Source organism: Ruminococcus sp. 1001136sp1_2201st1_G3_2201SCRN_220225, assembly GCF_040924365.1.
Lineage (GTDB): Bacteria > Bacillota > Clostridia > Lachnospirales > Lachnospiraceae > Blautia_A > Blautia_A faecis.
In genome coordinates this window covers 20,756-44,821 of record NZ_JBCOME010000004.1, presented here as the reverse complement: position 1 = coordinate 44,821, position 24,066 = coordinate 20,756, and the positions used below count along the sequence as shown (strand labels likewise).

Below are 24,066 nucleotides of genomic sequence, written 5' to 3'. Positions count from 1 at the left end.
ATTGAAAAACGGAGGGAATGGAAAATGATAAAAACAGACAGGTATGTACAGACGGAAGCGGCAGGAATGTTATACCGGCTGATTCCGGTTACAGAGGAAATTATCCGCTGTGTAATTGGAAAAGAGGAGATTAAGGGAAACGACTCTCTTATTATTGAAAAAAAGGAATATCCGGCAGTTGAGTTTGCAGCAGAGGAAAACGAAGAAAAGCTGGAACTAAAGACTGGAAAAGTTCTGGCCTCTCTGGAACTTTCATCTGGAAGAATAGAGTGGAAGCACGCGGACGGAACCAGGTGGTGCATACAGGATAAGGCAGATTTAACAAAAATTGACGTAGTACGCTATACAACTGGAGGTGAGAAGCCGGTTATCAACCGTGTAAAAACAGTTGACGGTGAGCGTAACTTTATTCAGAATCTGAAGCCGGAGAAGGTGCGCGACGGTTATCGTGCAAGGGTATTTTTCGACTGGAAAGAGGAGGAAGAGATTCACGGTCTTGGCCAGGCGGAGGAAGGAATTTACAATTATCGCGGACACAATCAGTATCTTTACCAGCACAATATGAGGATCCCAATGCCTCTGTTTGTTTCTACAGAAGGATATGGAGTGCTGTTTGACTGCTGTTCTTTGATGACTTTTAATGATGAGGGAAGGGAGTCTTACCTGTTTTTGGATACAGTGGATCAGATCGATTATTATTTCATGGGCGGCAATACCATGGATGGAATTATCCATGCTTATCGCTATTTGACAGGCAAGGCGCAGATGCTGCCGAAGTGGGCTTATGGTTATATCCAGTCCAAGGAGCAATATTATACTTCCAAAGAATTAGAGGAAATTGTACGCCATTACAGAGAAATCGGGGTTCCGCTGGATTGTGTGGTTCAGGACTGGAATACCTGGGATCCGGGCAACTGGGGGGAGAAGATTCTGGATCAGTCCCGTTATGGGGATAACAAGGAGTGCATGGAGCGGATTCATGAGATGCATGCCCACAGCATGGTCTCTGTATGGCCGAATATGAATGCCGGAGGAAAAAATCATCAGGAATTTTTTGATGCCGGATATCTTCTGTATGATTATGCAACCTATGATGCTTTTAATGAAAAAGCAAGAGAAATGTACTGGAAACAGGCGAAGGAGGGGCTGTTTGACCAGGGCTTTGATTCCTGGTGGTGTGACTCCACAGAGCCGTTTTCCGGTCCGGACTGGGGCGGTGCGGTGAAAAGAGAGCCCTGGGAGCGTTTCCAGCTGGTTGGAGGCGAGCACAAGAAATACCTGGATCCTGCTGTGGCCAACGCTTTTGCCCTGGAGCATGCAAAGGGAATTTATGAGAACCAGAGAAAGGATCGGGAGGATATGCGTGTACTGAATTTGACACGTTCCGGTTATGCATCTGGTCAGAAGTATGCAGCTATGCTGTGGTCTGGAGATACCTGCGCGGACTGGAAGAATCTGAAGATCCAGATCGTAGAAGGTTTGAATATGGGACTGAGCGGTTATCCCTATTGGACCTTGGATATCGGAGCCTTTTTCACAGTTGCAGATAAGTGGCAGAACCGTGGATGCGGATGCAACACGGATCCGGAGCCCAAGTGGTTCTGGCAGGGAAAATATAATGAGGGTGTGAAAGATAAGGGATATTGTGAGCTTTATACACGCTGGCTTCAGATGGGAACATTTCTTCCTATGTTCCGGTCTCATGGTACAGATACGCCGAGAGAAATCTGGAATTTCGGGGAAAAGGGCACTATGTTCTATGATGCTATCGAGAAATTTATCAAGCTGAGATATCATTTTATGCCTTATATTTATTCGCTGGCAGGGGCGGTACATTTTGAGGATTATACCATTATGCGAAGCCTGTTGTTTGATTTCCCGGAGGACAGGGAGGCGCGAAAGGTGGAGAATGAGTTTATGTTTGGACCATCCCTGCTGATCTGTGCAGTTACGGAGCCTATGTATTATGGTCCGGAAAGTACCGTGCTTAACAGGGAAAAGACATGGGAGTGTTATCTGCCGGCTGGTACGATCTGGTACGATTACTGGACAAATGAGAAATATGAGGGCGGCCAGTATGTGAAGGTGGAGACACCTATTGACCGGATCCCGATTTTCGTGAAGGCGGGTGCGATCATTCCGGTGGCTGATGGGCTGGTTTATGCAGAGCAGGAGCCAGAGAAGCCGGTACAGATTATCGTTTATCCTGGGGCAGACGGAGAGTTTGTGCTGTATGAGGATGAAGGAAATAACTATAACTTTGAGAATGGGGCGTATGCGATGACCAGATTCCAGTGGAAGGATGCGGCAGGACAGCTGGTGAATGGGCGTAGAGAGGGCAGCTTCCCGGGAATGAGGGAAGCGGTTTATGAGACGGTGATTATAAAGTAGGATACTGCGGTGCGGGAAGCGAAAGTGGAGAGAAGGAAAGATATATGGTTGTAGAGAGAAATAGGGCTGTATTTACTGAGGCTCCGACGGCTGTACCAGACGGAAATGTGGATGTTTCCGGGGGAGGACGATGGAAGATCTGGCAGAATGCGGGGACGAAGATTGATGCGCCGATTTTGGGAAATGGAGATTTGCTGGCGGCAGTGGCTGGGGATGGGAGGTATCCACAGTTCTGGTTTACTACCAATGACTTCTGGCAAATGGAAAGTGCGGCGAACTGGGAATTCTTTCATGATAACAGTTCTGCCAAATGTGATCCGGCGGTAAGCGGCGGAAGCCCCAGACCGGTAGGGCGTATGGTGTTTGATATTCCTGCTATGGAAGGTGCCCGGTGGTATACGGAGCAGGAGTTTGCCATGGGAGAAACGATAACAATATTGACAAATTCCGCCGGAGAGAAATGTTCTCTGAGAAGCTGGGTGGCTGCGGATGAGAACATTCTTGTGGTAGAGTTTGAGAGTGAGACAGATCTGGATGTGGAATTTGATTTTTATTTTCCGGACGAAACGGGAAAAGGCTGCGAAAAAGCTGTGGATGTCTGGGGAAGCGGCGAGTCGGAGAATGTCCAGAACGGAATGTTCGTAGGACTGGTGACGGGACGTCCGCTGCAGGTAAAGAAAACCGGCGGTGGGATTGTAAGTGGATACCGGCAGTTTTCAGATCATGTTGATATTCCAACTAAGGTCGGTTTTGCAGGGGGCTTTCTGAAGGAAACGAAAGTAATTGGCGGCGTTGAAAGTCTGGCTTCTTTAAAGAAGGGATCTATTATATTCACTGAGGAAAGTGGGAATAAATCAAATAAAGCGGTATTTACAGAACCTTCGGCGGGAAACGGTATTTTAAAGAATGCTGAGGCAGTTAAAGCATTTGGAAATACAGGAAAGCTAAGTGACAGAAGCACTCATAAAAAAATAAAAGCCGGTAAGCGGGCAACATTCGTTCTGCCAGTGCGCTCCTGGGCGAAGTGCAGCAGGCCTTATGAGTATGCCTTTTCCAGGGCAAGGTGGATAACGGAAAAAGATGTGGAAACTCTTCATGAACGGCACCGGGCATGGTGGAAAAAGTTTTGGAGTGTTTCCGAAATTTCCCTGGATGATCCGGTGATCGAGCAGAGATATTATCTGTCGAAGTATATGCTGGCAAGTGTAGCACGGGATCCGGAATATCCGCCCAATATTCTGGGAATCAGTACTTTTGACCGTCCGGCATGGAATGGAAATTATAAGATTAATTATAACCATCAGTCTCCCTATCTGAATCTGATGGTCTCCGGACATTTCCAGCAGTCTGATCCTCACGATGCGCCTTATCTGAAACTGATGGAAATTTCAGATGAGATGTGTAAGCGGCTGCTTCACCATGAGGGACTTTATTATCCGCTGGGACTGGGACCTCACGGCCTGGTAAGTGAGGCCCTGCTTTTGCATATGAAATCTCCTGCCATTCACGGTGCTTTGAATATGATCTATCGTTATGGAATCACGGAGGATGAGGCGTATGCACAGAAGGTTTATCCCTATCTTCGCGGTGTGGCAGATTTCTGGGAAAAGGATCTGGTGTGCAGGGATGGCGTTTACCATGTAGTTGGAGATGGTATGCACGAGCGCACAGATGGGAACATCCGTGACAATGGCGTTCCGGAAGATCCGGTGAATACATTAGGTTATCTGAAAACCTTCTTTACCTGGATGCCGAGAATCAGTGAGGCACTTGATCTGGATGAGAAAAAGAGGGAAAAATGGCTGGAAATCGCAGAGAACCTGGCACCTTATCCAAAGGGGACAATTCGGGAGATTCAGGAGAATCCAACTCTTTGGAAAGAGGTGGATGTGAAGCTGGAGGATCTGCTTCCGGAAGAAATGCTGGACAAAGAGATTTATTATGATGAAGGTATCGGTGGCAAATGGTCTTTCCATTTTCCGGGAAATGTGATGCAGATATATCCGGGCAATGCAATTGGGCTTGGAAGTGCCCCGGAAGAGCTGGAAGTGGCGCGAAATACAGTGCAGATACATGCACTGGTGGAGAATGCGCTGGGAGAGCTGGAATACAGGAAGGCACTTGAAGAAGCAGAATTTGCAGATAAAGATAATGCAAATAACTTGCTGTTCAATAGCAATGGTGAATTAGAAAATGGCGAAGCTTACAGCAATGGAATGGAATCTGGTGGAGTAAAAAATCCTCATTTCTACAAGGCTGGTGCTTTTAATGCCTCTAACCTAAGCTGTCTGTTTTTCACTGCCGCAGTACGTGTAGGCTACGCTCCGGAAATCATCTGGAAAGAAATGCGCGATATGATCCTGAACCGGGGAATCCCAAACGGTTTTCTGAAGGAAAATCCTCATGGAATCGAGCAGCTGAACACCATCCCGGATGCCATCCAGGAGATGATGCTGCAAAGCTGCGAGGGCATGATCCGCATTTTCCCAGTATGGCCGAGAGCTGAGCATCCAAACGCCTTTTTCCGGAATTTCCGTGCCTGGGGAGGGCTTGAGGTAAGCGCTGCTTTGAAAGACGGTGAGGTAGAGCGGGTTAGCATACTCAGCCACAAAGGACACCCATGCAGAGTGGAAAACCCATGGCCAGGAAAATCTGTGAAGGTTTCCTATGAATACGGAAGACCAGATGAAGTGCACTTTGGAGAGTACTTAAATATAGAGCTGTATAAAGAAGAGCATGCAGAATTATTCCGGATCTAGAGCCTGTTTGAAAAATCATTCCCGCAATCTGTACGCCCCGCTTTGCGGTATATTTCACCCGAATTTGGTTGCTGTAGCCCGCTACGGCGCCCTCATCCGGGCGAAATCTCCCACAAATTGTGACGCACATCTTGCAGAAAGCCTTTTTCAAACACGCTCTAGAGCGTGTCAGAAGGCCGGCAGGGAACAATCCCTGCCGGTCTTCAAAGCTTTACCCCCGGAATTCCAACGGGCTTTTACCTGTATGTTTCTTAAAAATTCTGCTGAAATATCCCTGATCATGATAGCCGCACATTTCCCCGATCTGTTTCACGGACAGACCAGGCTCATGGACCAGAAGACGCTGGGCGTGGCTCATGCGCAGGGTGCTCAGATATTTGGACGGGGTACAACCGTAGACCTGGCAGAAAATTTTGGTCAGGTAGCTGGGACTGTAGTTCATGTTATCTGCGATCAGGTTCAGATTAATGTCCTCGCTGTAGTTTTTTACAATGAAATCTTTCAGTAATGTGGCGATCTGAGTTGGTGTCATGGCAGCAGTCCGGGCATTAAACACCTCTTCGTAATCATTTCCGGCAATCTGAAATTCCTGTTTGATCTTGGAGAGAGCTTCTTTAAGCTCCTCTGAATCAACTGGCTTCAGCAGATAATCAGAAACCTTTAAAGTGATGGCCTTTTTTGCATATTCGAAATCTGAAAATCCACTGGTGATAATAAATTTAGTAAATGGAAACTGCTCCCTTACTTTTGTGAGCAGGGTGATTCCATCCATCACAGGCATACGGATATCCGTAATTACAAGATCAGGGCTGAGCTTTTCTACCAGAGCCAGAGCCTGATCGCCTGTTTGTGCAGTTCCTGCCACCAGAAAATCCGGATCCGCTTTCTGGATTTTCTGGACAAGATTTGTGAGCAGAAGTTCTTCATCCTCCGCAACGATGACAGTGTACGTCATACTGTTTTGATTCCTCCTTGCTTATTCACTTATGCAGTCAGTTTCATCTGCTGATTTAGCTGTCTTGGAAAAATACCGTCCAATAGACACGATTCCGTGCCCTTCAGCGGTATTTCCATATCTGAAAATAATGTCTCCTTTACAGAATATTTTCCATCTGAGATACACATTTATAGTTCCCAGCCCATTTATTTTTAGTTCCGGAAGTCCCGGATTCTGAATGGCTTTCATAATGTTGGCAGTGATCCTCTCTTTGGCTTCCTCTGTAAAGCCAGGACCGGAATCCGTTACTTCAATCTGCCAGCTTCCTTCCGTGACCACGCTGGTGATCGAAATGTTCCATGGCGGTGCACAGTTCGAACCATAGCGAATGGCATTTTCCACAATAGGCTGGATGATCAGCTTGGGGACTGGTTGGGAAAGAAGGCTTTCATCTACATGGATGCTGTAATTCAGGCTGGACTGATAACGGACCTTCATACAATACAGATATTTCTGTACATAATCCAGTTCATCCTTTAAAGTGACCGTTGTCTCTGTGGTATTGGTAATATAACGCATGATCCGGGAAAGATTCCGGCACATTTTTACCACGGTCTCAGAATCTCCGTTCTCTGCCAGAACTATAATGCTGGACAAGGTATTGTAGTAAAAATGAGGATTGATCTGTGTCTGCAAAGCCATGCTTCTGGCTTTCATTTCCTGCTCCTTAGCTTGATTCAGCTGCTCCATGGAATCCTTCAGATTGTCGCTCATCAGCTGAAAGGCCTGGTAGAGCTCTTCCAGTTCATTAACGGAAACCGGATATGCAGTTACCTTTTCCTGTCCAAGTGTATCAAGCTCCATGCGCTGAATAATATGCTTCAGATGCTTTACCGGTTTTACGACTGAACGGGAAAGCCGGTAGGAAATAAAGATGGAGATTGTCAGAAACAGCGCAACAATTGCCGCAAGAATACGAAGCAGATTGTAAACCGGAGCCAGAACTACAGATTCCGGCTGAATTGTAAGATAGGTATAGCCGGTATAAGAGGATACGGCCTCTGCTGCATACTCTGTTTTTCCTGTAAGAGGACTGATAAAAGTGAGGGCTGAATCATCTCCCTTGGTAAGTTCATAGTAGGGCTGAAGTGCTGCTTTGTATTCCTGGGAAATATCGTAGGGATAGATCAGATCGCCATTGCTGTCAAAAACATAGATGCTGGCAGCATCTTCATGGTTCTTTTTTTTATAAGTGATGATACTTTTAAAAACAGATTTGCACTGCTTGGCTGTTTCAATCACACCCACGCCACGTTTATATTGATTATTAAAGGATCGGTACAGGGAAATAAACCACTGGTCATAGGTGGCTGTTTTTGTATATTCTCTGGTACAGTAGGGTGGAGTAAGGACTTTTTTTCCCTCCAGTTCACGGGCGACCTCAATCCACTCATCCTTTGAGCCATCCGTCTTTTTGACTATAGTTGAGATGCCGGCTTCCAGAACATATCCGGAAAAATCATAGAGATTTACCTGATCTGCCTTCAGCTCGGTTCCGGAAAGGGAAATAAACAAATCAGACATGGCAGAAAGCATGTTGCTGGAAATATTTAAGTTGAAGGAATTGTCCAGAATGGTTTTTGACTGATTGCTGTAGTTAATGTTTACAGATACTGCATCCAGATTGCGGATGGCGGAATCTACCTGAGTCTGAAAGCTGGAATTGAGAGTGTTCATGGCACTGATCTGACTTTGCTTGAGCTGTCTGGAAACAAAAGCATAGAAAAAAACAGCAAAAGAAAAAAGAATCAGGCAGGCCAGACTGATATAGGCAAAAAAAAGCTTGGATTGTAAACTGCGTGATTTCATCTGGCGATACCTCCTGTAATTGTTTTGCCCGCGCTGCTGACTATATTATGAAAGCAGATGCAGAAATCCATGTGTGAAACATTAAAAATCAGTATATCATATTTGTTTAAAAAGTACAAATAAATGCTCGAAAACAGAGAAAATATATATAAGAATTTCGGGTGACTTTTCGAAGAAACATAAGCTTATGTGAAAAAAGTATAATATGTGGTGAAAAAAGTACAAATTGAAAGTAAGAATATCCATGGATTAAAAAGCATCTGGCTGATAAAATAATATCATCAAAAGAACAGAGGAATCAGCGGAGATTCCTGAATGAGGTAAATGCCATTTTATTAAAAGGAGGATATGTAAATGAAAAGAAAGAGTTTTGTGGCAGTGGCTTGTGCAGCAGCAATGATCGCGTCCATGACAAGCGGACTTACCGTATTTGCAGAGGAGACTGCAGATTTTTCCGGTGAGGAACTGAGTATTCTGGTATCAGCAGGCTGGATGGATAACAGATATGATGCAACAATCGAGCGTTTTGAAGATACTTATGGTGTAACAGTTGACCTTCAGACTATTCCGGCTGACCAGTATTCTGACCTGCTTCAGTCCAAACTGGCTACTGATTCCTGCGCAGATATTTTCTGGATTCAGTCTAACCCATTTGCAATCGAGTCTACAATCGTTGATCCAGAGAAATACTGTATTGATTTCACAGGAGCTTCCTGGGAAGATCTTATGCCGGAAGCAAGAAAAACATCCTGTGTATACAATGATAAATTATACGGACTTCAGATCTGGCACAATTCACCAGAATATGTAATGGTTTATAACAAAACATTGTTCGAAGAGAATGGTTGGGAGATACCATCTACTTATGCAGAGCTGAAAGACCTTTGCGCTAAGATCGCAGAACAGGGAATTACTCCATGGTTTATGCCAGGTGCAGATGGATGGCAGCATCAGCTGGCATTCTTCCAGATCGGTGGTGTTTACGAAGAAGCTACACCAGGACTTTACGATGCTTTGAATACAAATCAGGCTACATTTGCTGACAATGAGAAAATGCTTGAGGTTCTGAACGAGTTCAAAGAGCTTTCCGATGCAGGATATTTCGGAGAGGACTGGATTGGAACTGACAGCACCAACCTGACAAATGAATTTGGCGACAGAAACATTGCAATGGCTATGGCAAACTCCAGTTACATTCAGCAGATCAAAGATGACACAGGCACAGAGGATGAGTTTGGTATGTTCCTGATCCCACTTGGCGATAACACCTGGTATCCGACCAACCCGGCTGGACCTACCATGTTTGGTTACAAGGGAACAGAGCATGAGGATCTTGTAAAAGAATTCTTCAATTTTGTTACAACCACAGAGAGTCTTCAGGAAATCCTTGACAACTCTCCTGCATACACAAACGTTGATATGAACGATGATGCAATTGAGCAACACTGGCTGCCAGAGGAAGAAGAGTTCCTTGCAACAGTAGATGACAGTAAGAAGAGCGTATCTGTTCTGCAGACCGGCACAAAATATACAAACGATTACTGGATGCAGTTTGGTCAGGATATGGTTGCATTCTGCCAGGGCGAAATGGAAGCAAATGACGTTCTTGCAAATATGGACACCAACCGTGCAGAGGCTGCCAAGACAGTTGGCGATGCAAACTGGAACTAAATAAAGTTTTCCGGTAAGAAATTGACATAATTATTTAAGCATAAGATATTTAATAAGGGTATATCTTCAGTGCGAAGGAGTGATTCCTTCGCACTGTTTGATAGAGGGGAGGTATCGCCTTTGAATAAGAAGAAAATTTATCCACAGTGGTTTCTGATACTGCCGCTGGCTTTGTACATTATCTTTTTCCTGCTTCCCAGTATAATGGGTGTTGCATATTCATTCACAGACTGGAATTCAAGAAGTGTATTAAATGGTGTCCATTTTGTGGGACTGGACAATTTTAAAGAGATTTTTACATCAAATAAGGATTACTTAAGCGGTATTGGAAATACATTAAAATTTACCATTATTTCCAATATTGTGAAGCTGATCCCGGCACTTCTGATTGCCATCATGCTTCAGGAAGGACTGAAGGGAAAAGGACTTTACAGAACCTTACTGTATCTGCCGTCCATTCTTCCATTTGTTATTATCGGTCTTGTTTTTAAGTCTATCTTAAACTATAACAACGGTCTTCTTAATGCAATCCTGGATGCACTGCATCTTGGTATCCTGAAACAGAAATGGCTTTCGGATCTTGGCGTTGTATGGAAATCCATTTATGGTGTGGATGCATGGAGAGGTATTGGTTATGTAATGACGATTTTCCTTGCCGGTCTGAATACCATTCCGAGATCCTACTATGAGGCAGCTGAGATCGATGGGGCAAACTTCTGGCAGAGACTTCGCTATGTGACACTTCCAATGCTCAGCGGCGCCATTATGATCAACCTGGTATTTGGTATTACATACGGTCTGAAGGTATTTGATATTGTTTACGTTCTGACAAACGGTGGCCCTGGACATGCAACAGAGGTTCTTACCACCTATGCATTCCAGCTTTATTCCAGAGGTCAGTACGGTATGTCTTCTGCTTTGAACAGTATTCTGCTTCTGATCACAGCAATTGCTGGTGTTGTAATTGTTAAAACTTTAGGAAAACAGGAGGTACAGCAATGACAAAGAAAAAAGTTCAGAATCTGCTGAAACATCTGGTCTGCCTCCTGCTGTGCCTGACCGTTATCCTGCCTTTTTATATGGTAGTTATAAACTCTTTCAAGAGTAAAGGCGAGGCTTCCCGAATGAGTCTTGCCCTTCCGAAAGAATGGTTGTTTTCCAATTACACCGAGGTTATCGACAAAGGAAATCTGCTCCAGGGATTTTCAAACAGTTTACTTTACGCACTGGTTGCAACCACTCTTGGTGTTGTGCTCTGTGCAATGGCTGCCTTTGTAATGTGCCGTAAGCGTACCAGATTAAATGTATTTTTATATTATTTCGTACTTTGCGGACTGTTTTTCCCGGTTAACTATGTAACATTGGTGAGAGTATTAAGCACTCTTCATCTGAACGATACACGACAGGGAATTATTATGGTGTTTACCAGCGCCATGATTCCGTTCTGTGTATTCACCATCCGCAACTTTGTGGTTTCTGTTCCTGTGGAACTGGACGAGGCAGCAGTTATTGATGGCGCAGGTCCTATCAGCCTGTTTTTCAAGATCATCATGCCGCTTCTGAAGCCTACTATGGTAACCTGTTTTATCCTGCAGTTTATGGGTGTGTGGAGCGATTTCCTGACTCCGTTGTATCTGTCAAGCAAGAGCAAAATGTTCCCGATGACCATGGCAGTTTATCAGTTCTTTGGAAAGAATAAAAGCTATTGGAATTATATTTTTGCGGATATTGTGCTTACCTGTATTCCAGTTGTGATCGTGTATATGATTGGCCAGAAATATATTGTGGGCGGTATGACTTCCGGTGCGGTGAAAGAGTGATCTGGGGTGCGCAGTGCGACCGCGGCAATCTATAATTGAAATTCCTTCTAAAAACGGGAATGGTTCTTTAAATTTTAGAATTTATAGAGCTGTTCCCGGTATTTTTTTGCCCAAAAGATGTCTGTATTTGCCAGAATGCTGAAAAATAAGAAGAAATCTGTTATCTTCATTTGAGGGGAAAATGATTGTGCACGGCGTGGTTGCTGTTCACAGGGAAGATTCGGCGAAGCGTGTTTCTGTGAACGGAGTGAACAGTAACGCAGTTGGCGGTTTCTGGGCTGCAAATTGCGGATTTTGCAGGAAATGTTTTGCGAAATGTGATAATGTATTTGAAGAAAATGTAGGAGTGAGAAATGATGAAACAGAAAATTGAGAAGACAGCAGATGAAAAAATGTGGAACCGGATCAGCCGGATTCCCGCAGTTATTCTGGTGTTACTTTCCGGAATTGATATTGTCCGGTTTGCAATTCTGGGAGATAAGACAGCATTTATTACATTCAGTATGATTGCGGTGACTTTTATGCTGGTGGCGTATATGGCATGGAAAAGCAAAATGCCTTTTCTGTATCTGGTGATTGCAGCGGCAGCTTTTGTTTTGTATTTTAATACTAATTTTTCTACCAGCATTTATTACTTTAACTGGTTGTTTCTGGTAGAGAGTATTATTGCGGCGCTGGGAGGAATCCTGGGAATCGCAGTAATGATCGGGAAAAAAATCCCTGTGGGGCGTGTGGCAGTTTTGCCGCTTTTGGCAGCTGTTTTAATTCTGGCAGGTTTCCTAGGATTTTGGAAAGTAAGGTATGAGGCAGGGCATGAGGCGCAGGGACAGGCCCGGGATGAGCTGTGGGCAGTTCCGGCGAAATATGATGCGGAAGAATCAGAACAGGCGGGAACTGTGGAAGAAGTAGTGTACGATACCAAGGCATATGCTACTGATGAGCGGGACGTGAAAAAGACAGCTTATGTATATCTGCCTTATGGCTACAGCGAGGAGAAAGAGTACAATATTCTGTATCTGATGCATGGAACAGGTGATGATGAAAAATACTGGCTGAAAACAAATCCGTATAACAAAACTATGCTGGATAATATGATTGCAGATGGAGATATTGAGCCTTTGATTGTGGTGACACCGACTTTTTATGTGGAAGATGACTGTGCAGATGATCTGGATCAGCTGACCTATTCTTTTGCAAAGGAGCTGCGAAATGATCTGATGCCTGAGATTGAATCCGTTTATTCTACATATGCAAAATCGGCAGATGATGAGGGATTCGCAGAGAGCCGGGATCACAGAGCATTTGCCGGTTTGTCAAGAGGGGCGGTAACGATGTATCATTCTGCGTTGTGTCAGAGTCTGGATTATTTTTCATGGTTCGGGGCATTCAGCGGAAGCAGGACAGACAGGACTGCATTTGAAGATACCATTCAGACAGGCGATTTTGCAGAACTGCCAATTCATTATTTATATGTGGCAAGCGGCAACTTCGACTTCGCCCTGCCTGGACAGGTTCAGGATTACCAGGCTCTGCTGGATATAGAACCCAGATTGCGGTCTGGTGTAAATACCTGTTTTGATGTATTTCCAATGCGGTATCATTCTATGGGAAACTGGCATCTGGCGTTGTATAATTTTTTACAGAAGATTTTTTAGCGGGAAACACGTTGCTGTGAATTGGGAGAACAGCAATCCGCTTTTTTCACAGTTTACGTGTGTTTTCGGGCAGGTTGCGATTAAAATATGGCAGCCTGCTTTTTATTTGGTAAAATACGGGTAGAAAATAGCGACTGAGATATAGTTGGGAATTTTAAATTAAACGAAAATTATAGAAAATTTCAGGAGGAAATCATGAAGCAGTCATTTAACGAAAACTGGGTATGCTACAGAACCGGAGAGAAAGAAAAGGCATTTGCAGTGACTCTTCCGCATGATGCCATGCAGCTGGATGAGAGAAGCGAGACAAGTGCCGGCGGTGTGAATATAGGATGGTATGAGGCGCAGGATTACACTTACGAGAAAACATTTATCCTTCCAGAGAAAGCGAAGGACGAGAAAGTGATACTGGAATTTGAGGGCGTTTACCGTAAGGCAACTGTATATCTCAACGGCGAAAAAGTGGCTTATCATTCTTATGGATATATCGGATTCTATGTAGATGCCACCAAGTATGTAAAATTCGGGGAAGAGAATGTGATCCGCGTGGAAGTGATCAACCACGATCAGCCAAACAGCCGCTGGTATTCCGGTACCGGAATTTACCGTCCGGTGTGGCTGTATACAGTGCCGAAAAACCATCTGAGATTTGACAGTGTGAAGATCACTACACTGGATTATAAGGAGCCGAAGATCCGCGTGGAGGCATGGCCGAATGCTGCCGGCGAGGTGAAAGTGGAGATTCTGGAGAAACAGATTGTTACCAGAAAAGCTGTGGCTGGCGAAAGTGCAGGCCAGACAGACGAGACCATAGAGCCGTGTATTGACGAAAATGCAGTACAACCAACTGTTCAAAATTCTGACAAAGCATCAGATAAGATCATCGCCTTGGAAATTCTCCAGGCAGATGGTAAATTTTCCAGAGAAATTGCTCTTCCGGGAGCAAACCTTTGGAGCCCGGAAGCACCGAATCTTTACACCTGCCGCGTAACCTTCGGCGAGGATATTCAGGAAGAAACCTTTGGAATCCGTGTAGTAAGCTGTACTCCGGAAGAGGGCTTCTGTATCAACGGAAAACGTGTCCTGTTAAAAGGTGGCTGTATCCATCACGATAACGGTCTTCTTGGTGCATGTGCGTATGAATTTGCAGAACGCCGTAAAATCCGCATTCTTCTGGACGCTGGCTATAATGCAATCCGTTCTGCACATAACCCATGCTCCAAAGCACTTCTTCGTGCCTGTGACGAAATGGGAATGCTTGTAATGGACGAATATATTGATGGCTGGTATATCCATAAAACAAAGTATGACTATGCAGATGAGATTCTGGAAAACTACAGAAAAGACTTAAAAGATATGGTGGATAAGGACTATAATCATCCATCTGTGATCATGTATTCTACAGGAAATGAAGTGTCTGAGACTGCGCAGAAAAAGGGAATTTCCCTTACAAAATCCCTTACAGACAGACTTCATGAGCTGGATTCCACCCGTCCTGTAAGCTGCGGAATCAATATCTTTTTTAACTTCTTAAGCTCTATGGGATTTGGTGTTTACAGCGATAAAAAAGCAGACGAAGCTGCTGAGAATGCCAAGAAGAAAAAGGCTGTGGGAAGTGAATTTTATAACACGGTAGCCGGAATTTTTGGTGCCGGATTTATGAAAACAGGAGCAACTCTTTATCCATGTGATGTGAAAACAAGAGATGCATATGCCAATATGGATGTTGCAGGATATAACTATGGAATCAAGCGTTACCATCATGATTTAAAGAAGTATCCCAAGCGAATTATTCTTGGAAGTGAAACCTTCTGTGCAGATGCGTACAGATTTATGCAGGAAGCAAAACGTGATAAGCGTATCATTGGTGATTTCGTCTGGGCTGCTCAGGATTATCTGGGTGAGGTTGGAATCGGCGCATGGGAATATAAGGATTATGCACCTCGTTTTGATGGCGGCTGTGGCTGGGTAAGTGCCGGATCAGGCCGGATTGATCTCACAGGAAAGCCTCTTGGCGAGATGGCATATACCAGAGTTGCCTTTGAACTGGAGGATCTGGCAATTGCAGTTATGCCGGTTGATCACACAAAGGATGCCCATTCCCCATCTGCATGGAAAATGACCAATGCCATGGAAAGCTGGTCCTGGGAGGGCTGTGACGGGAATGCTGCAAAAGTAGAAGTTTACACCCGTGCAGATCATGTGAAGCTGTATATAAACGGTAAGTGTGTAGGCACTAAGAAGCCGAAAAATGACTGCAAGGTATTCTTTGATACAACCTATCAGAATGGAGAAATCAAGGCTGTTGCCTATGATGCAAATGACAATATAATTGCAGAAAGGACACTGACAACAGCTGGAAAAGAGACGATTCTTGTAGCAGAACCAGAGCTTACCCGCGTGAATGCAGACACCGATCTTTGCTATGTGAGAATGCGCTATACAGACGAAAATGGTCAGACAAAACCGCTGGTAAGAGGTCGAATCCAGCTTACAGTAGAAGGTGGCGAGCTTCTGGCATTTGGAAGCGCTTGCCCATATTATCCGGAAAGCTACCAGAGCAATGAGACAGATACTTATTATGGAGAAGCGCTGGCGATTATCCGTCCACAGGCTGGAGCTGGTAAAGTAGTTGTGAAAGCTGAATCTGAGCTTGGAAATGCAGAGACAGAGATTGAAATATTAGATTGATTTAAAGTTCATATGCTTACCAGTTTTGCCAGAAACGGTTCCAAATTTGCCGAATTTTTCACAAATCCCATTCCTTTTGCTATAGTAAATCCAGCGGTTCAAACAGAACTGAAAGGACAGAGTAACTATCTGAAAAGTATGTGTTTATCTGTCAAAGGAAATTTATTAGGAGGAAAGGAAATATGAAAAAGCATACCGGGAAAATCTGGCGTGGTTTGGCAACAACTACAGCCTCACTTCTCACAATCACACTGGGCGGAAGCTCAATTGCAAATGCAAGAGTGGATTTCATTAATGCGACACTTGGAACCTCAAGCTACAAAATCGAGCAGGGAGATTCTGACTCTGATGGCATTTATTATGAATCTGAATTTGATAATGTAGAGGATCTGGTAAAGGCTAAAGAACAGCTGGCTGCTGAAATTTCTTCAGAAGGTTCCGTTTTATTCAAAAATACAGATCAGACCCTTCCACTTGACAAATCCAAAGAAGCTGTTACCCTCTGGGGCTTAAACAGCCATCTTCCGGGAACCGGCGGATTAATTGGTTCCTCTGTTGTGGCTGATTCAGAGAATGGTCAGATCGCTTATGGTATTGAAGAAGCTATGGATGAAAGAGGCTTCACAGTAAATGAAACCATGAAAGGCTTTTATGCAAGTGAAACCTGCGCACCATATTACAGAAAAGCTTCTTTCTTTGGAAATGAAGTTCCGGGCCATAGCCTTGTACCTGCTTTTTCCGCTTCTTATAATGAAGCAGATACATATACAGTAGGTGAGGCACCTGCTGAACTTTACACAGATGATATTCTGGAATCTGCTAAGGATACAACAGCAATTGTTGTTCTTTCCAGAGACAGTTCAGAGGCGTCTGACTACAGCACAAATATGAAGGATCCTAATGGGGACAGCTTCGACACCCCGATGTCTATCTCAGCTTACGAAAAAGAGATGATCCAGCTTGCAAAGGAAAATAGCAATGGCAAGGTGATCGTTTTGATCAACTCTGACGTTCCTATGGAAATCCAGGAACTGAAGGATGATCCGGAGATTGGAGCAATTCTTTGGACTGGACTTCCGGGAATGAATGGATTCCTTGGAGTATGTGATGTACTTTCTGGCGATGTGAATCCATCCGGTCATATTTCTGATACTTATGCCACAAGTTCTGTTTCTGCTCCGGCAATGACCAACTTTGGTCTTTATACTTATACTAATGCTTCCAATGCAGAATCTGGTGCAGAACTTACAGAAGCAGACAAGGGTGACTGGTATGTAGTAGAAACAGAAGGTATCTATATTGGTTATAAATATTATGAAACCCGTTACGAGGATACTGTTCTGGATCAGGGAAATGCAGCCACCACAGAAGGCTCTTCTACTGGCAAAGCATGGAACTATGTAGATGAAGTAACTTATCCGTTTGGATATGGTTTATCTTATACAACCTTTACTCAGGAGCTGGAAAGTGTAGATGTAATATCTGGGGAAAAGGGACTTGCAAAAGTGAAGGTAACCAATACCGGTGACGTTGCCGGAAAAGATGTTGTCCAGCTTTATGTACAGACACCATATATAGAGGGCGGACTGGAGAAAGCTTCTATTCAGCTTCTTGATTTTGGAAAAACAGAGGTTCTTGAGCCTGGCGAATCACAGACTCTGGAAATTGAGTTCGCTCCGGAATATATGGCAAGCTATGATGAAAAAGCTGTAAAAGAAGATGGAACAGAGGGCGCATGGGTGCTGGATTCCGGTGATTATTATTTCACAATCGGAAACGGTGCGCATGAAGCATTAAACAATGTCTTGGCGGTAAAAACAGATTCCACAGACGATCTGATCACAATTACAGACGATGAAACAATTGAGCCGGAAAATGTAGTGACAGTTTCTCTTGGTGAAGATAAAGAGACTTATTCTGAAAACGTAGAGAATGCATTCCAGGATTGCGATATTAACAATCTGATCCCGGATACTGCTGAATACACTACACGTTCTGACTGGAGCAAGGGTTGGAAAGAAGTGGAAAGCATTACTCCAATAGAGGAAATGATGAAAGGTCTTACAAACTCCACTTATGAACTTACTGAGAATAGTGACGAAGAAGTTGTCTGGGGAGCTGACAACGGATTAAGCACCGTTGATTTCCTCCAGTTTAATGAGGATGGAACTTTCGCAGGTGCACTTCCTCTGTCTGATGAAAAATGGGATCAGCTTATGGATCAGCTGACTTTGGAAGAGGCTGCCAACTTTATTGAGAAAGCAGGAGATAAAAACTTTGAGAAGCTGGATTCTATTTTCCTGCCAGAAGCAATCTGGTATGACGGACCGATCGGTTACAGCTACGACCAGATTGCAGGATATGCAACCCGCTGGAATGAATCCAACTCTTCCGAGCCGACTTATGTTTCTTCAGACAACGAATATGCTTCCTACTCTATGAGCTCCATGCCTACAGAACCTGTAGTTGCAGCAACATTCAATAAAGAACTTGTAGAGAGAGAAGGAGAGCTCTTTGGTGAAGATGGATTGTGGTCCAATGCCAACTCCATTGCAGCACCTGGTCTTAACATTCACCGTGCACCTTACTGCTCCAGAAATCATGAATATTATTCAGAAGATGCCATGCTTACCAACCTGTTGGGACAGGCTGTCTGCAAAGGCGGAAAATCCAAAGGTCTTATGATGATGCCGAAACACTATATCATGAATCATCAGGAGTTAAACCGTTCCGGTGTTTCCACATTCTTCACAGAGCAGGCTGCAAGGGAAAATGAACTCCGTGCATTCCAGGGAGCTATGGAAAATAACTATGCGCAGGGAATCATGACAGGCTTCAACCGTCTTGGAACTGTATATTCAGGAGCTTCCGAAGCTTCACAGGTGCAGGTTGCACGTAACGAGTGGGGCTTTGAAGGCTGGATCGTAACAGATATGATCAACGGTGCTGATTACATGAACTGGAGAGATATTGTATTTGGCGGCGGTGGCGGATGTCTTACAACTTCCGCATATGAAAGCGCTAATATTGGTTCCATGACTTCAACCGAGAACCTGAAGCTGATTGCAAAGGACTCTGCTTTCCAGAAAAAGATGAAAGAAACAATTAAATATTTCGTATATAATACAGTTGCAAGTAATGATATGAATACAATTACAACCTCCACTAAATATATTCACGTTCTTACATGGTGGCAGATTGCCTTTATGGCAGCAGAGGTGGTATTTGGACTTCTGACACTTTTGTTTGCAGTTATGTACCTTCGAAATTCACTTCGCAAAAAGACAGTTTACGTGAAGGAGGACAAGTAATATGGGATATCTGAAAAATAAAACATTTGGTTTTTACTTAAGCTTTGTGGCTGCAATCCTTGCGCTGATCGGCTTTGTAATGTACCGCCAGTCAGGACATACAGAATCTTATATTGAGGTTCTGCTGCTTGTAACAGTGGTTCTGCAGATTCTTGCGATGATCGTTTTGAAGGTGGCACCTGATTTTAAGTGGACAAGCCTTCTGCTTACTGCAAATGCAATTCTGACTGCAGCAGCACTTGTTAACAGTTTTTATACACAAGTTGATTTTATTGGATATGTGGTATCAGGACTTTATGAGTTTGCAACCATAAAAAAATTCATAATTTCAGCCGTACTTATGGCACTTTCCATGATTGCATATATTGTTTCCTCTTATTCTGGATTTCAGAAATGCACTTGTAAGGATGAGACAAAAGCTTGATTTATCTGCTGTAAAATATGGCACAAATTAATATTTACATGGTATAATGAAAAAGCCGGAATGCCCAAAAGGACTCCGGCTTTTTCATTATACCATGGAGGATAACTATGATTACCATTGCTATTGTGGAAGATGATAAGAAAAGTGCAAAAATTCTTCAAGACTATATATTACGCTATTCAGAAGAAAAACAGGAACCGTTAGCTGTAGAATGCTTTGAAAACGGATTAAATTTTATCAGCGATTATAAAGCCAGCTGCGACATTGCTCTTATGGATATTGAAATGCCTCATATGAATGGTCTTGACACCGCCAGAAAACTGCGGGAATTTGATAGCCAGATTCCTCTTATTTTTATTACCAATATGGCGCAATATGCCATTAACGGATATGAAGTGCAGGCTCTTGATTTTATGGTAAAGCCTATTGAATATTTCAACTTTTCGCTGAAACTGGACAAAGCGATCCGAATCTGTAAAAAGCTTCATGGTTATCAGATATATGTTCCTTCTGAACAGGGAACTGTTAAAATTGATATTGCAGATCTGATTTATATTGAAAGTGCAAAGCATTATCTTTATCTTCATACTTCGAAAGAGACTTTTCGCCTGCGAAGCACAATGGGAGATTTTATAGCACAGCTTCCGACAGGTCGCTTCTCCTGTTGCAGCAAATCCTTTTGTGTAAATCTGGAATGGATTTCCCGCTATCAGGGAAACAGCGTGTTTGTAAATGGAAAGGAATTATCGATTTCCCGTTCTTATAAAAAAACTTTTATAGATCAAATGACAATGTACATTAACCGGGGAGGAAACTGACGTGGCAATTTATGAAATATTAGCTTCATCTACAAGTGAAATACAGGGAATTACCTGTTTTATCATCCAGCTTTTTATAGCGGAAGCTATGTTCTTTTTCCATCTAAAAAAAAGGAAACGCTTCTGGTTACGCCTGCTTGTAGGGGGAACTGCCTGTCTGCTTTTGGGAGTTACCCTTCCAATTATAATTGGTCAATATATAAGCGGAATTCGAACCTTTATTGTGCTTGTTTTTATGCAGCTTTACATGTGGTTTTGCTTCAGGCGTTCTTTTTTGGATATTTTATTTTGTACAATTGGAGCTTTTACTGTACAGAATCTTGGAAGCAATATTCAGGTGCTGATTTGTATCGTGACCAAAACTTCTTTCAAGATGCTTTCCACGGAAATGGTCATTGGATTTACCATTGTATATATTATTTGCTATCTCACTTGTGCAGCAAAAATAAAAAATTTTCCGAATATCAGCCAGAACAGAGTCCGTGTACTTTGGGTAGCCATTATTTCCTTATGTGTCTGCTGGCTCCTTCAAAGCTGGCTGATCAGTGAAAAGTTGGATATGGTTATGGCGTGCCGTGTTCCATTTGTATTCTGCTGTATTTTATCTCTTTTTATGCAGTTTGGGCTTCTGGAGCAGTCCCGGCTCAATGAAGAAAATCTGGCTCTTGAGCAGTTAATAAAGGAAAATGCAAAACAGTATGAGTTGTCAAAGAAAACAGTTGAAATCATTAACATGAAATGTCATGATCTTAAGCATCGGATTCTGGAATTGGAACAAGCCGGAAATGCAGATCATGGCCAGCTGGAAGAAATACGTAAAGCAGTAGATATTTATGACGGGCTTGCGAAAACAGGCTGCCAGCCATTGGATATTATTCTTTCAGAAAAGAATCTTCTTTGTGAAAAATATCAAATTAAGTTTTCATATATGATTGATGGAGAGAAGCTTACTGGTATTAAATCGGGAGATATCGCTGCCATATTTGGAAATGCTTTAGATAACGCTATTGAATGTGCAGCGGAGCTGCCAGTTGAAAAGAGAATTATCAGCCTCATCGGATATGCGAGACAGGATGTGATGGGGATTCATATTGAGAATTATTGCGAGGATGAACTGGAATTTCGTAATGGGCTTCCGGTGAGTACCAAAGGAGATGATAATTATCATGGCTTTGGCATGAAAAGTATTCAATATGTGGTGGAAAAATATGGCGGAAATCTTGTGGCGAATTTGGAAGAAAAGATTTTTAGTGTAGATATTATTTTTCCAGTTCTAGATTAGAGCCTTTTTCAAACTGGGGAGGTGCCTTTTTTTGAACGCAGATAAGTATTCTCCCGCTTCAAGTGCGCGGAGCACTAAGCGGCAGGTGAGGGGGGATGCTTCTGTCAGTGGGAGCCTTCAGCTCCTACTGACAGATCACGAAGCGACTGCGTTCATGAGCAAGTAGCGAAGCGGACCTGGAATGTCCGCTTTACTAATATACGACAGCAATAAGTTAACTGGTAGTATTCCGGCGAATCAGCACCGGAGTGATCTGTTTGTGAATTGGCTTTTCCAGTGGCTTAGGCGCTCGCTTTTTTTGCTCTTCCATCTGCTGCACCAGAAGCTCCATGGCAGTCTGTGCAATAACATCAATTTGCTGACCGACAGTTGTGATCGGAAGGATTGATTCACTGGCAATTGGAGAATTATCAAAACCTATAATTTCGTAAGTAGGTGGTAATTTACCATATTTCTGGAAAATTAAATTGAGAAACATATTGGCATAGGTATCATTCGCAAGAAAGATACCTTTTTTTTGATTCGGATACTTTTCTTCAATTCTTGTAAAGATACGTCTTATCACATTTAAAATCTCTTGATAAGAATTGCCGCTTACGCTTAGATCAATGTCATAAGGAACCTGATATTCTTTACATGTTTCCTCAAATGCACGTATACGATCATAAGCCGGGACTGTTTTTTCAACATTGACATTGATATGAATCAATATATCACATTTATCACGAATTAACAGGGAGGTAGCCTGAAGGGAACCCATATAATTGTCAGTGGTAATGCTGCTGATATATTCTGCCTCTCGCTCAATGGCAATGACAGGAATCTGATAGGAAGCCAGTTTTTGGGATGACAGTGTATGGCTTAAAACAATAAGCCCCTCAATCTGATAGGAAAGAAGCTCTTCAATATACTGTTGTTCCTCTTCGGCACCGTGTTCACTGGAAAAAACAAGAAATTTGTAATGGTAGTTACTATAGCTTGAAAGAAGCTGTGTCAGCATTTCAGAGTAGTAATGCAAGTAGAGATTTGGAACAATAATTCCGATAAACTCACTTTTACCATTTGCCAGAACTTTTGCAAGTTTATTTTTTTTATAGCCAAGGGTATCAAGGGCCTGTGAAATCTTTTCCTGATTTTCAAGCGTAAGAGAATCGGGATGATTGAAATACCGTGATATTGTAGTTTTTGAAAAATGAGTATATTCTGCAATATCTGCAAATGTCACCTGTTTTTTTGCCATAAAAATTTAATCTCCTTATAAATAAATGAGAATAATATTGGGGAATCTTTTAATTACTGGGATTATATTATTTTTTTAGTATAGCAATTATTTAAAAAAAAGGCAATGCTAAAATAACCGATTACGTAACCGGTTATTTTAGCTTGAAAAAGTGTTGACATATGAACTTGGATGTAGTAACATCGAGTTATAAAGTAACCGGTTACTTAACCGGTTCCAAGAATGGAAAAGGAAAGGAATGGAGGAGAAGTGCATGAAAAGAATGCAGAACCAAACAATGCCCGTGAAAAAGCAAACGTGGAGAGATAAGGCTACATATGTGAAGAAAAACTGGCAGTTATATCTTTTTTTCTTAATGCCAGGACTTTTACTGACAATCATTTTTAAGTATCTTCCTATGGGGGGACTTCTGATTGCATTTGAGGATTACAACGTAATCAAGGGAGTGCTTGGAAGTCCATGGGTTGGACTTGAATATTTCAGGCGGTTTTTATCTTCACCGGATTTTATGAACTACCTGTTGAATACGTTAAAACTGAGTATTTATGGACTGTTGTGGGGCTTTCCGGTTCCGATCATTCTGGCATTGCTTTTAAATCGTATCCGCAGAACCGGAGTTAAGAAGAAAGTACAGCTTCTGGTCTATATGCCGAACTTTATATCTGTAATTGTACTTTGCGGTATGGTACGAATGCTGCTTTCTCCAGTCGGACCTCTGAATAAACTGTTAGGAATCAGTACAAACTGGATGACAATGCCATCTGCTTTCCGCACCATTTACATAGCAAGTGGAATCTGGCAGACAGCAGGCTGGGCCTCTATTATGTACACGGCTGCTTTATCCAATGCAAGCAAAGAACTGGAAGAAGCAGCTATTATGGATGGCGCAAATCTTCTGCAGCAGATCTGGTATGTGGAGCTTCCTGCAATCAAGAATATTATTGTAATTCAGTTTATTCTGTAGGCTGGAAATATTATGAGTATTGGATTCGAGAAAGCCTATGCATTACAGACAGATATGAACCTGCCGGCATCAGAAATTTTATCAACATATGTATACCGTATTGGTCTTTTGAACGGCGATTATGGTTATTCGACGGCTGTTGGTCTGTTTAATTCAGTAGTAAATGTAATTCTGTTAGTTTTTGTAAACTGGGTGGTAAAGAAGCTGAACGACGGAGAAGGATTATAGGAGGAA

The 24,066-nt window shown here is 42.9% G+C and carries 14 protein-coding genes and 3 pseudogenes; 13 read left to right on the top strand and 4 right to left on the bottom strand.

Features of this window, described 5'->3' with window-relative positions; genetic code table 11:
• Nucleotides 1-24 precede the first annotated feature (24 nt).
• On the top strand, nucleotides 25-2,391 hold the full coding sequence (locus AB5642_RS02650; RefSeq protein ID WP_173734775.1) for a TIM-barrel domain-containing protein: 2,367 nt from the start codon (nucleotides 25-27) through the stop codon (nucleotides 2,389-2,391).
• A 2,601-nt stretch (nucleotides 2,392-4,992) separates the two neighbouring features.
• Here the strand turns inward: AB5642_RS02650 and AB5642_RS02645 are convergent.
• A pseudogene (locus tag AB5642_RS02645) lies at nucleotides 4,993-5,241 on the bottom strand (DUF6783 domain-containing protein); the annotation flags it as partial.
• On the opposite strand from AB5642_RS02645, the pseudogene AB5642_RS02640 reads away from it, so the two are divergent.
• Nucleotides 5,218-5,268, top strand: a pseudogene (locus tag AB5642_RS02640) (DUF6783 domain-containing protein); the annotation flags it as partial. The pseudogenes AB5642_RS02645 and AB5642_RS02640 overlap by 24 nt on opposite strands.
• A gap of 93 nt (nucleotides 5,269-5,361) precedes the next feature.
• On the opposite strand, the gene AB5642_RS02635 reads toward AB5642_RS02640, so the two are convergent.
• Nucleotides 5,362-6,105, bottom strand: a complete 744-nt coding sequence (locus AB5642_RS02635) for a response regulator (RefSeq protein ID WP_237925441.1) — start codon at nucleotides 6,103-6,105, stop codon at nucleotides 5,362-5,364.
• 21 nt (nucleotides 6,106-6,126) lie between these two features.
• Nucleotides 6,127-7,956, bottom strand: coding sequence for a histidine kinase (locus tag AB5642_RS02630; protein ID WP_237925440.1), 1,830 nt, complete (start codon nucleotides 7,954-7,956; stop codon nucleotides 6,127-6,129).
• A gap of 354 nt (nucleotides 7,957-8,310) precedes the next feature.
• Here AB5642_RS02630 and AB5642_RS02625 point away from each other — a divergent pair, with 354 nt between their 5' ends.
• The 10 genes from AB5642_RS02625 (at nucleotide 8,311) to AB5642_RS02580 (ending at nucleotide 21,628) form a co-directional block, all read left to right on the top strand.
• Nucleotides 8,311-9,627 (top strand): ABC transporter substrate-binding protein, encoded by a 1,317-nt coding sequence (locus tag AB5642_RS02625; RefSeq protein WP_118577574.1) that lies wholly within the window; start codon nucleotides 8,311-8,313, stop codon nucleotides 9,625-9,627.
• 120 nt (nucleotides 9,628-9,747) lie between these two features.
• Nucleotides 9,748-10,629 (top strand): carbohydrate ABC transporter permease, encoded by an 882-nt coding sequence (locus AB5642_RS02620; RefSeq protein WP_173770266.1) that lies wholly within the window; start codon nucleotides 9,748-9,750, stop codon nucleotides 10,627-10,629.
• Nucleotides 10,626-11,447 carry a carbohydrate ABC transporter permease gene (locus tag AB5642_RS02615; RefSeq protein WP_237925439.1) on the top strand — a complete coding sequence of 274 codons (822 nt, stop codon included), beginning with the start codon at nucleotides 10,626-10,628 and terminating at the stop codon, nucleotides 11,445-11,447. Before AB5642_RS02620 ends, AB5642_RS02615 begins: the two co-directional genes overlap by 4 nt.
• 181 nt (nucleotides 11,448-11,628) lie before the next feature.
• On the top strand, nucleotides 11,629-11,820 hold the full coding sequence (locus AB5642_RS02610; RefSeq protein ID WP_173718073.1) for a hypothetical protein: 192 nt from the start codon (nucleotides 11,629-11,631) through the stop codon (nucleotides 11,818-11,820).
• The gene (locus tag AB5642_RS02605) at nucleotides 11,801-13,102 is read left to right on the top strand and encodes an alpha/beta hydrolase-fold protein (RefSeq protein ID WP_237925438.1); all 1,302 of its coding nucleotides are present in this window, start codon (nucleotides 11,801-11,803) and stop codon (nucleotides 13,100-13,102) included. The genes AB5642_RS02610 and AB5642_RS02605 overlap by 20 nt, the downstream gene beginning before the upstream one ends.
• A 195-nt stretch (nucleotides 13,103-13,297) precedes the next feature.
• Nucleotides 13,298-15,793 (top strand): glycoside hydrolase family 2 TIM barrel-domain containing protein, encoded by a 2,496-nt coding sequence (locus AB5642_RS02600; protein WP_207748568.1) that lies wholly within the window; start codon nucleotides 13,298-13,300, stop codon nucleotides 15,791-15,793.
• 182 nt (nucleotides 15,794-15,975) lie between these two features.
• Nucleotides 15,976-19,104 (top strand): glycoside hydrolase family 3 C-terminal domain-containing protein, encoded by a 3,129-nt coding sequence (locus AB5642_RS02595; protein ID WP_195982729.1) that lies wholly within the window; start codon nucleotides 15,976-15,978, stop codon nucleotides 19,102-19,104.
• Between the two features lies 1 nt (nucleotide 19,105).
• Nucleotides 19,106-19,528, top strand: a complete 423-nt coding sequence (locus AB5642_RS02590) for a hypothetical protein (RefSeq protein ID WP_173715761.1) — start codon at nucleotides 19,106-19,108, stop codon at nucleotides 19,526-19,528.
• 107 nt (nucleotides 19,529-19,635) lie between these two features.
• On the top strand, nucleotides 19,636-20,346 hold the full coding sequence (locus AB5642_RS02585; RefSeq protein ID WP_118577566.1) for a LytTR family DNA-binding domain-containing protein: 711 nt from the start codon (nucleotides 19,636-19,638) through the stop codon (nucleotides 20,344-20,346).
• A gap of 1 nt (nucleotide 20,347) precedes the next feature.
• Nucleotides 20,348-21,628 (top strand): ATP-binding protein, encoded by a 1,281-nt coding sequence (locus tag AB5642_RS02580; RefSeq protein WP_173715762.1) that lies wholly within the window; start codon nucleotides 20,348-20,350, stop codon nucleotides 21,626-21,628.
• A 214-nt stretch (nucleotides 21,629-21,842) separates the two neighbouring features.
• Here AB5642_RS02580 and AB5642_RS02575 read toward each other — a convergent pair whose 3' ends face one another.
• Complete coding sequence (locus AB5642_RS02575) at nucleotides 21,843-22,868, bottom strand: LacI family DNA-binding transcriptional regulator (RefSeq protein ID WP_118577564.1); 1,026 nt, start codon at nucleotides 22,866-22,868, stop codon at nucleotides 21,843-21,845.
• A 253-nt stretch (nucleotides 22,869-23,121) separates the two neighbouring features.
• Between AB5642_RS02575 and AB5642_RS02570 the strand changes: the two are divergent.
• Nucleotides 23,122-24,060 (top strand): annotated as a pseudogene (locus tag AB5642_RS02570) (ABC transporter permease).
• Nucleotides 24,061-24,066: the final 6 nt, after the last annotated feature.

What these genes read in the sequence shown, in the direction of transcription:
- AB5642_RS02650 (WP_173734775.1), top strand. Translation starts at nt 25, where the DNA reads ATGATAAAAACAGACAGGTATGTACAGACGGAAGCGGCAGGAATGTTA.
- AB5642_RS02590 (WP_173715761.1), top strand. Translation starts at nt 19,106, where the DNA reads ATGGGATATCTGAAAAATAAAACATTTGGTTTTTACTTAAGCTTTGTG.
- AB5642_RS02615 (WP_237925439.1), top strand. Translation starts at nt 10,626, where the DNA reads ATGACAAAGAAAAAAGTTCAGAATCTGCTGAAACATCTGGTCTGCCTC.
- AB5642_RS02600 (WP_207748568.1), top strand. Translation starts at nt 13,298, where the DNA reads ATGAAGCAGTCATTTAACGAAAACTGGGTATGCTACAGAACCGGAGAG.
- AB5642_RS02625 (WP_118577574.1), top strand. Translation starts at nt 8,311, where the DNA reads ATGAAAAGAAAGAGTTTTGTGGCAGTGGCTTGTGCAGCAGCAATGATC.
- AB5642_RS02575 (WP_118577564.1), bottom strand. Translation starts at nt 22,868, where the DNA reads ATGGCAAAAAAACAGGTGACATTTGCAGATATTGCAGAATATACTCAT.
- AB5642_RS02585 (WP_118577566.1), top strand. Translation starts at nt 19,636, where the DNA reads ATGATTACCATTGCTATTGTGGAAGATGATAAGAAAAGTGCAAAAATT.
- AB5642_RS02605 (WP_237925438.1), top strand. Translation starts at nt 11,801, where the DNA reads ATGATGAAACAGAAAATTGAGAAGACAGCAGATGAAAAAATGTGGAAC.
- AB5642_RS02595 (WP_195982729.1), top strand. Translation starts at nt 15,976, where the DNA reads ATGAAAAAGCATACCGGGAAAATCTGGCGTGGTTTGGCAACAACTACA.
- AB5642_RS02630 (WP_237925440.1), bottom strand. Translation starts at nt 7,956, where the DNA reads ATGAAATCACGCAGTTTACAATCCAAGCTTTTTTTTGCCTATATCAGT.
- AB5642_RS02635 (WP_237925441.1), bottom strand. Translation starts at nt 6,105, where the DNA reads ATGACGTACACTGTCATCGTTGCGGAGGATGAAGAACTTCTGCTCACA.
- AB5642_RS02610 (WP_173718073.1), top strand. Translation starts at nt 11,629, where the DNA reads ATGATTGTGCACGGCGTGGTTGCTGTTCACAGGGAAGATTCGGCGAAG.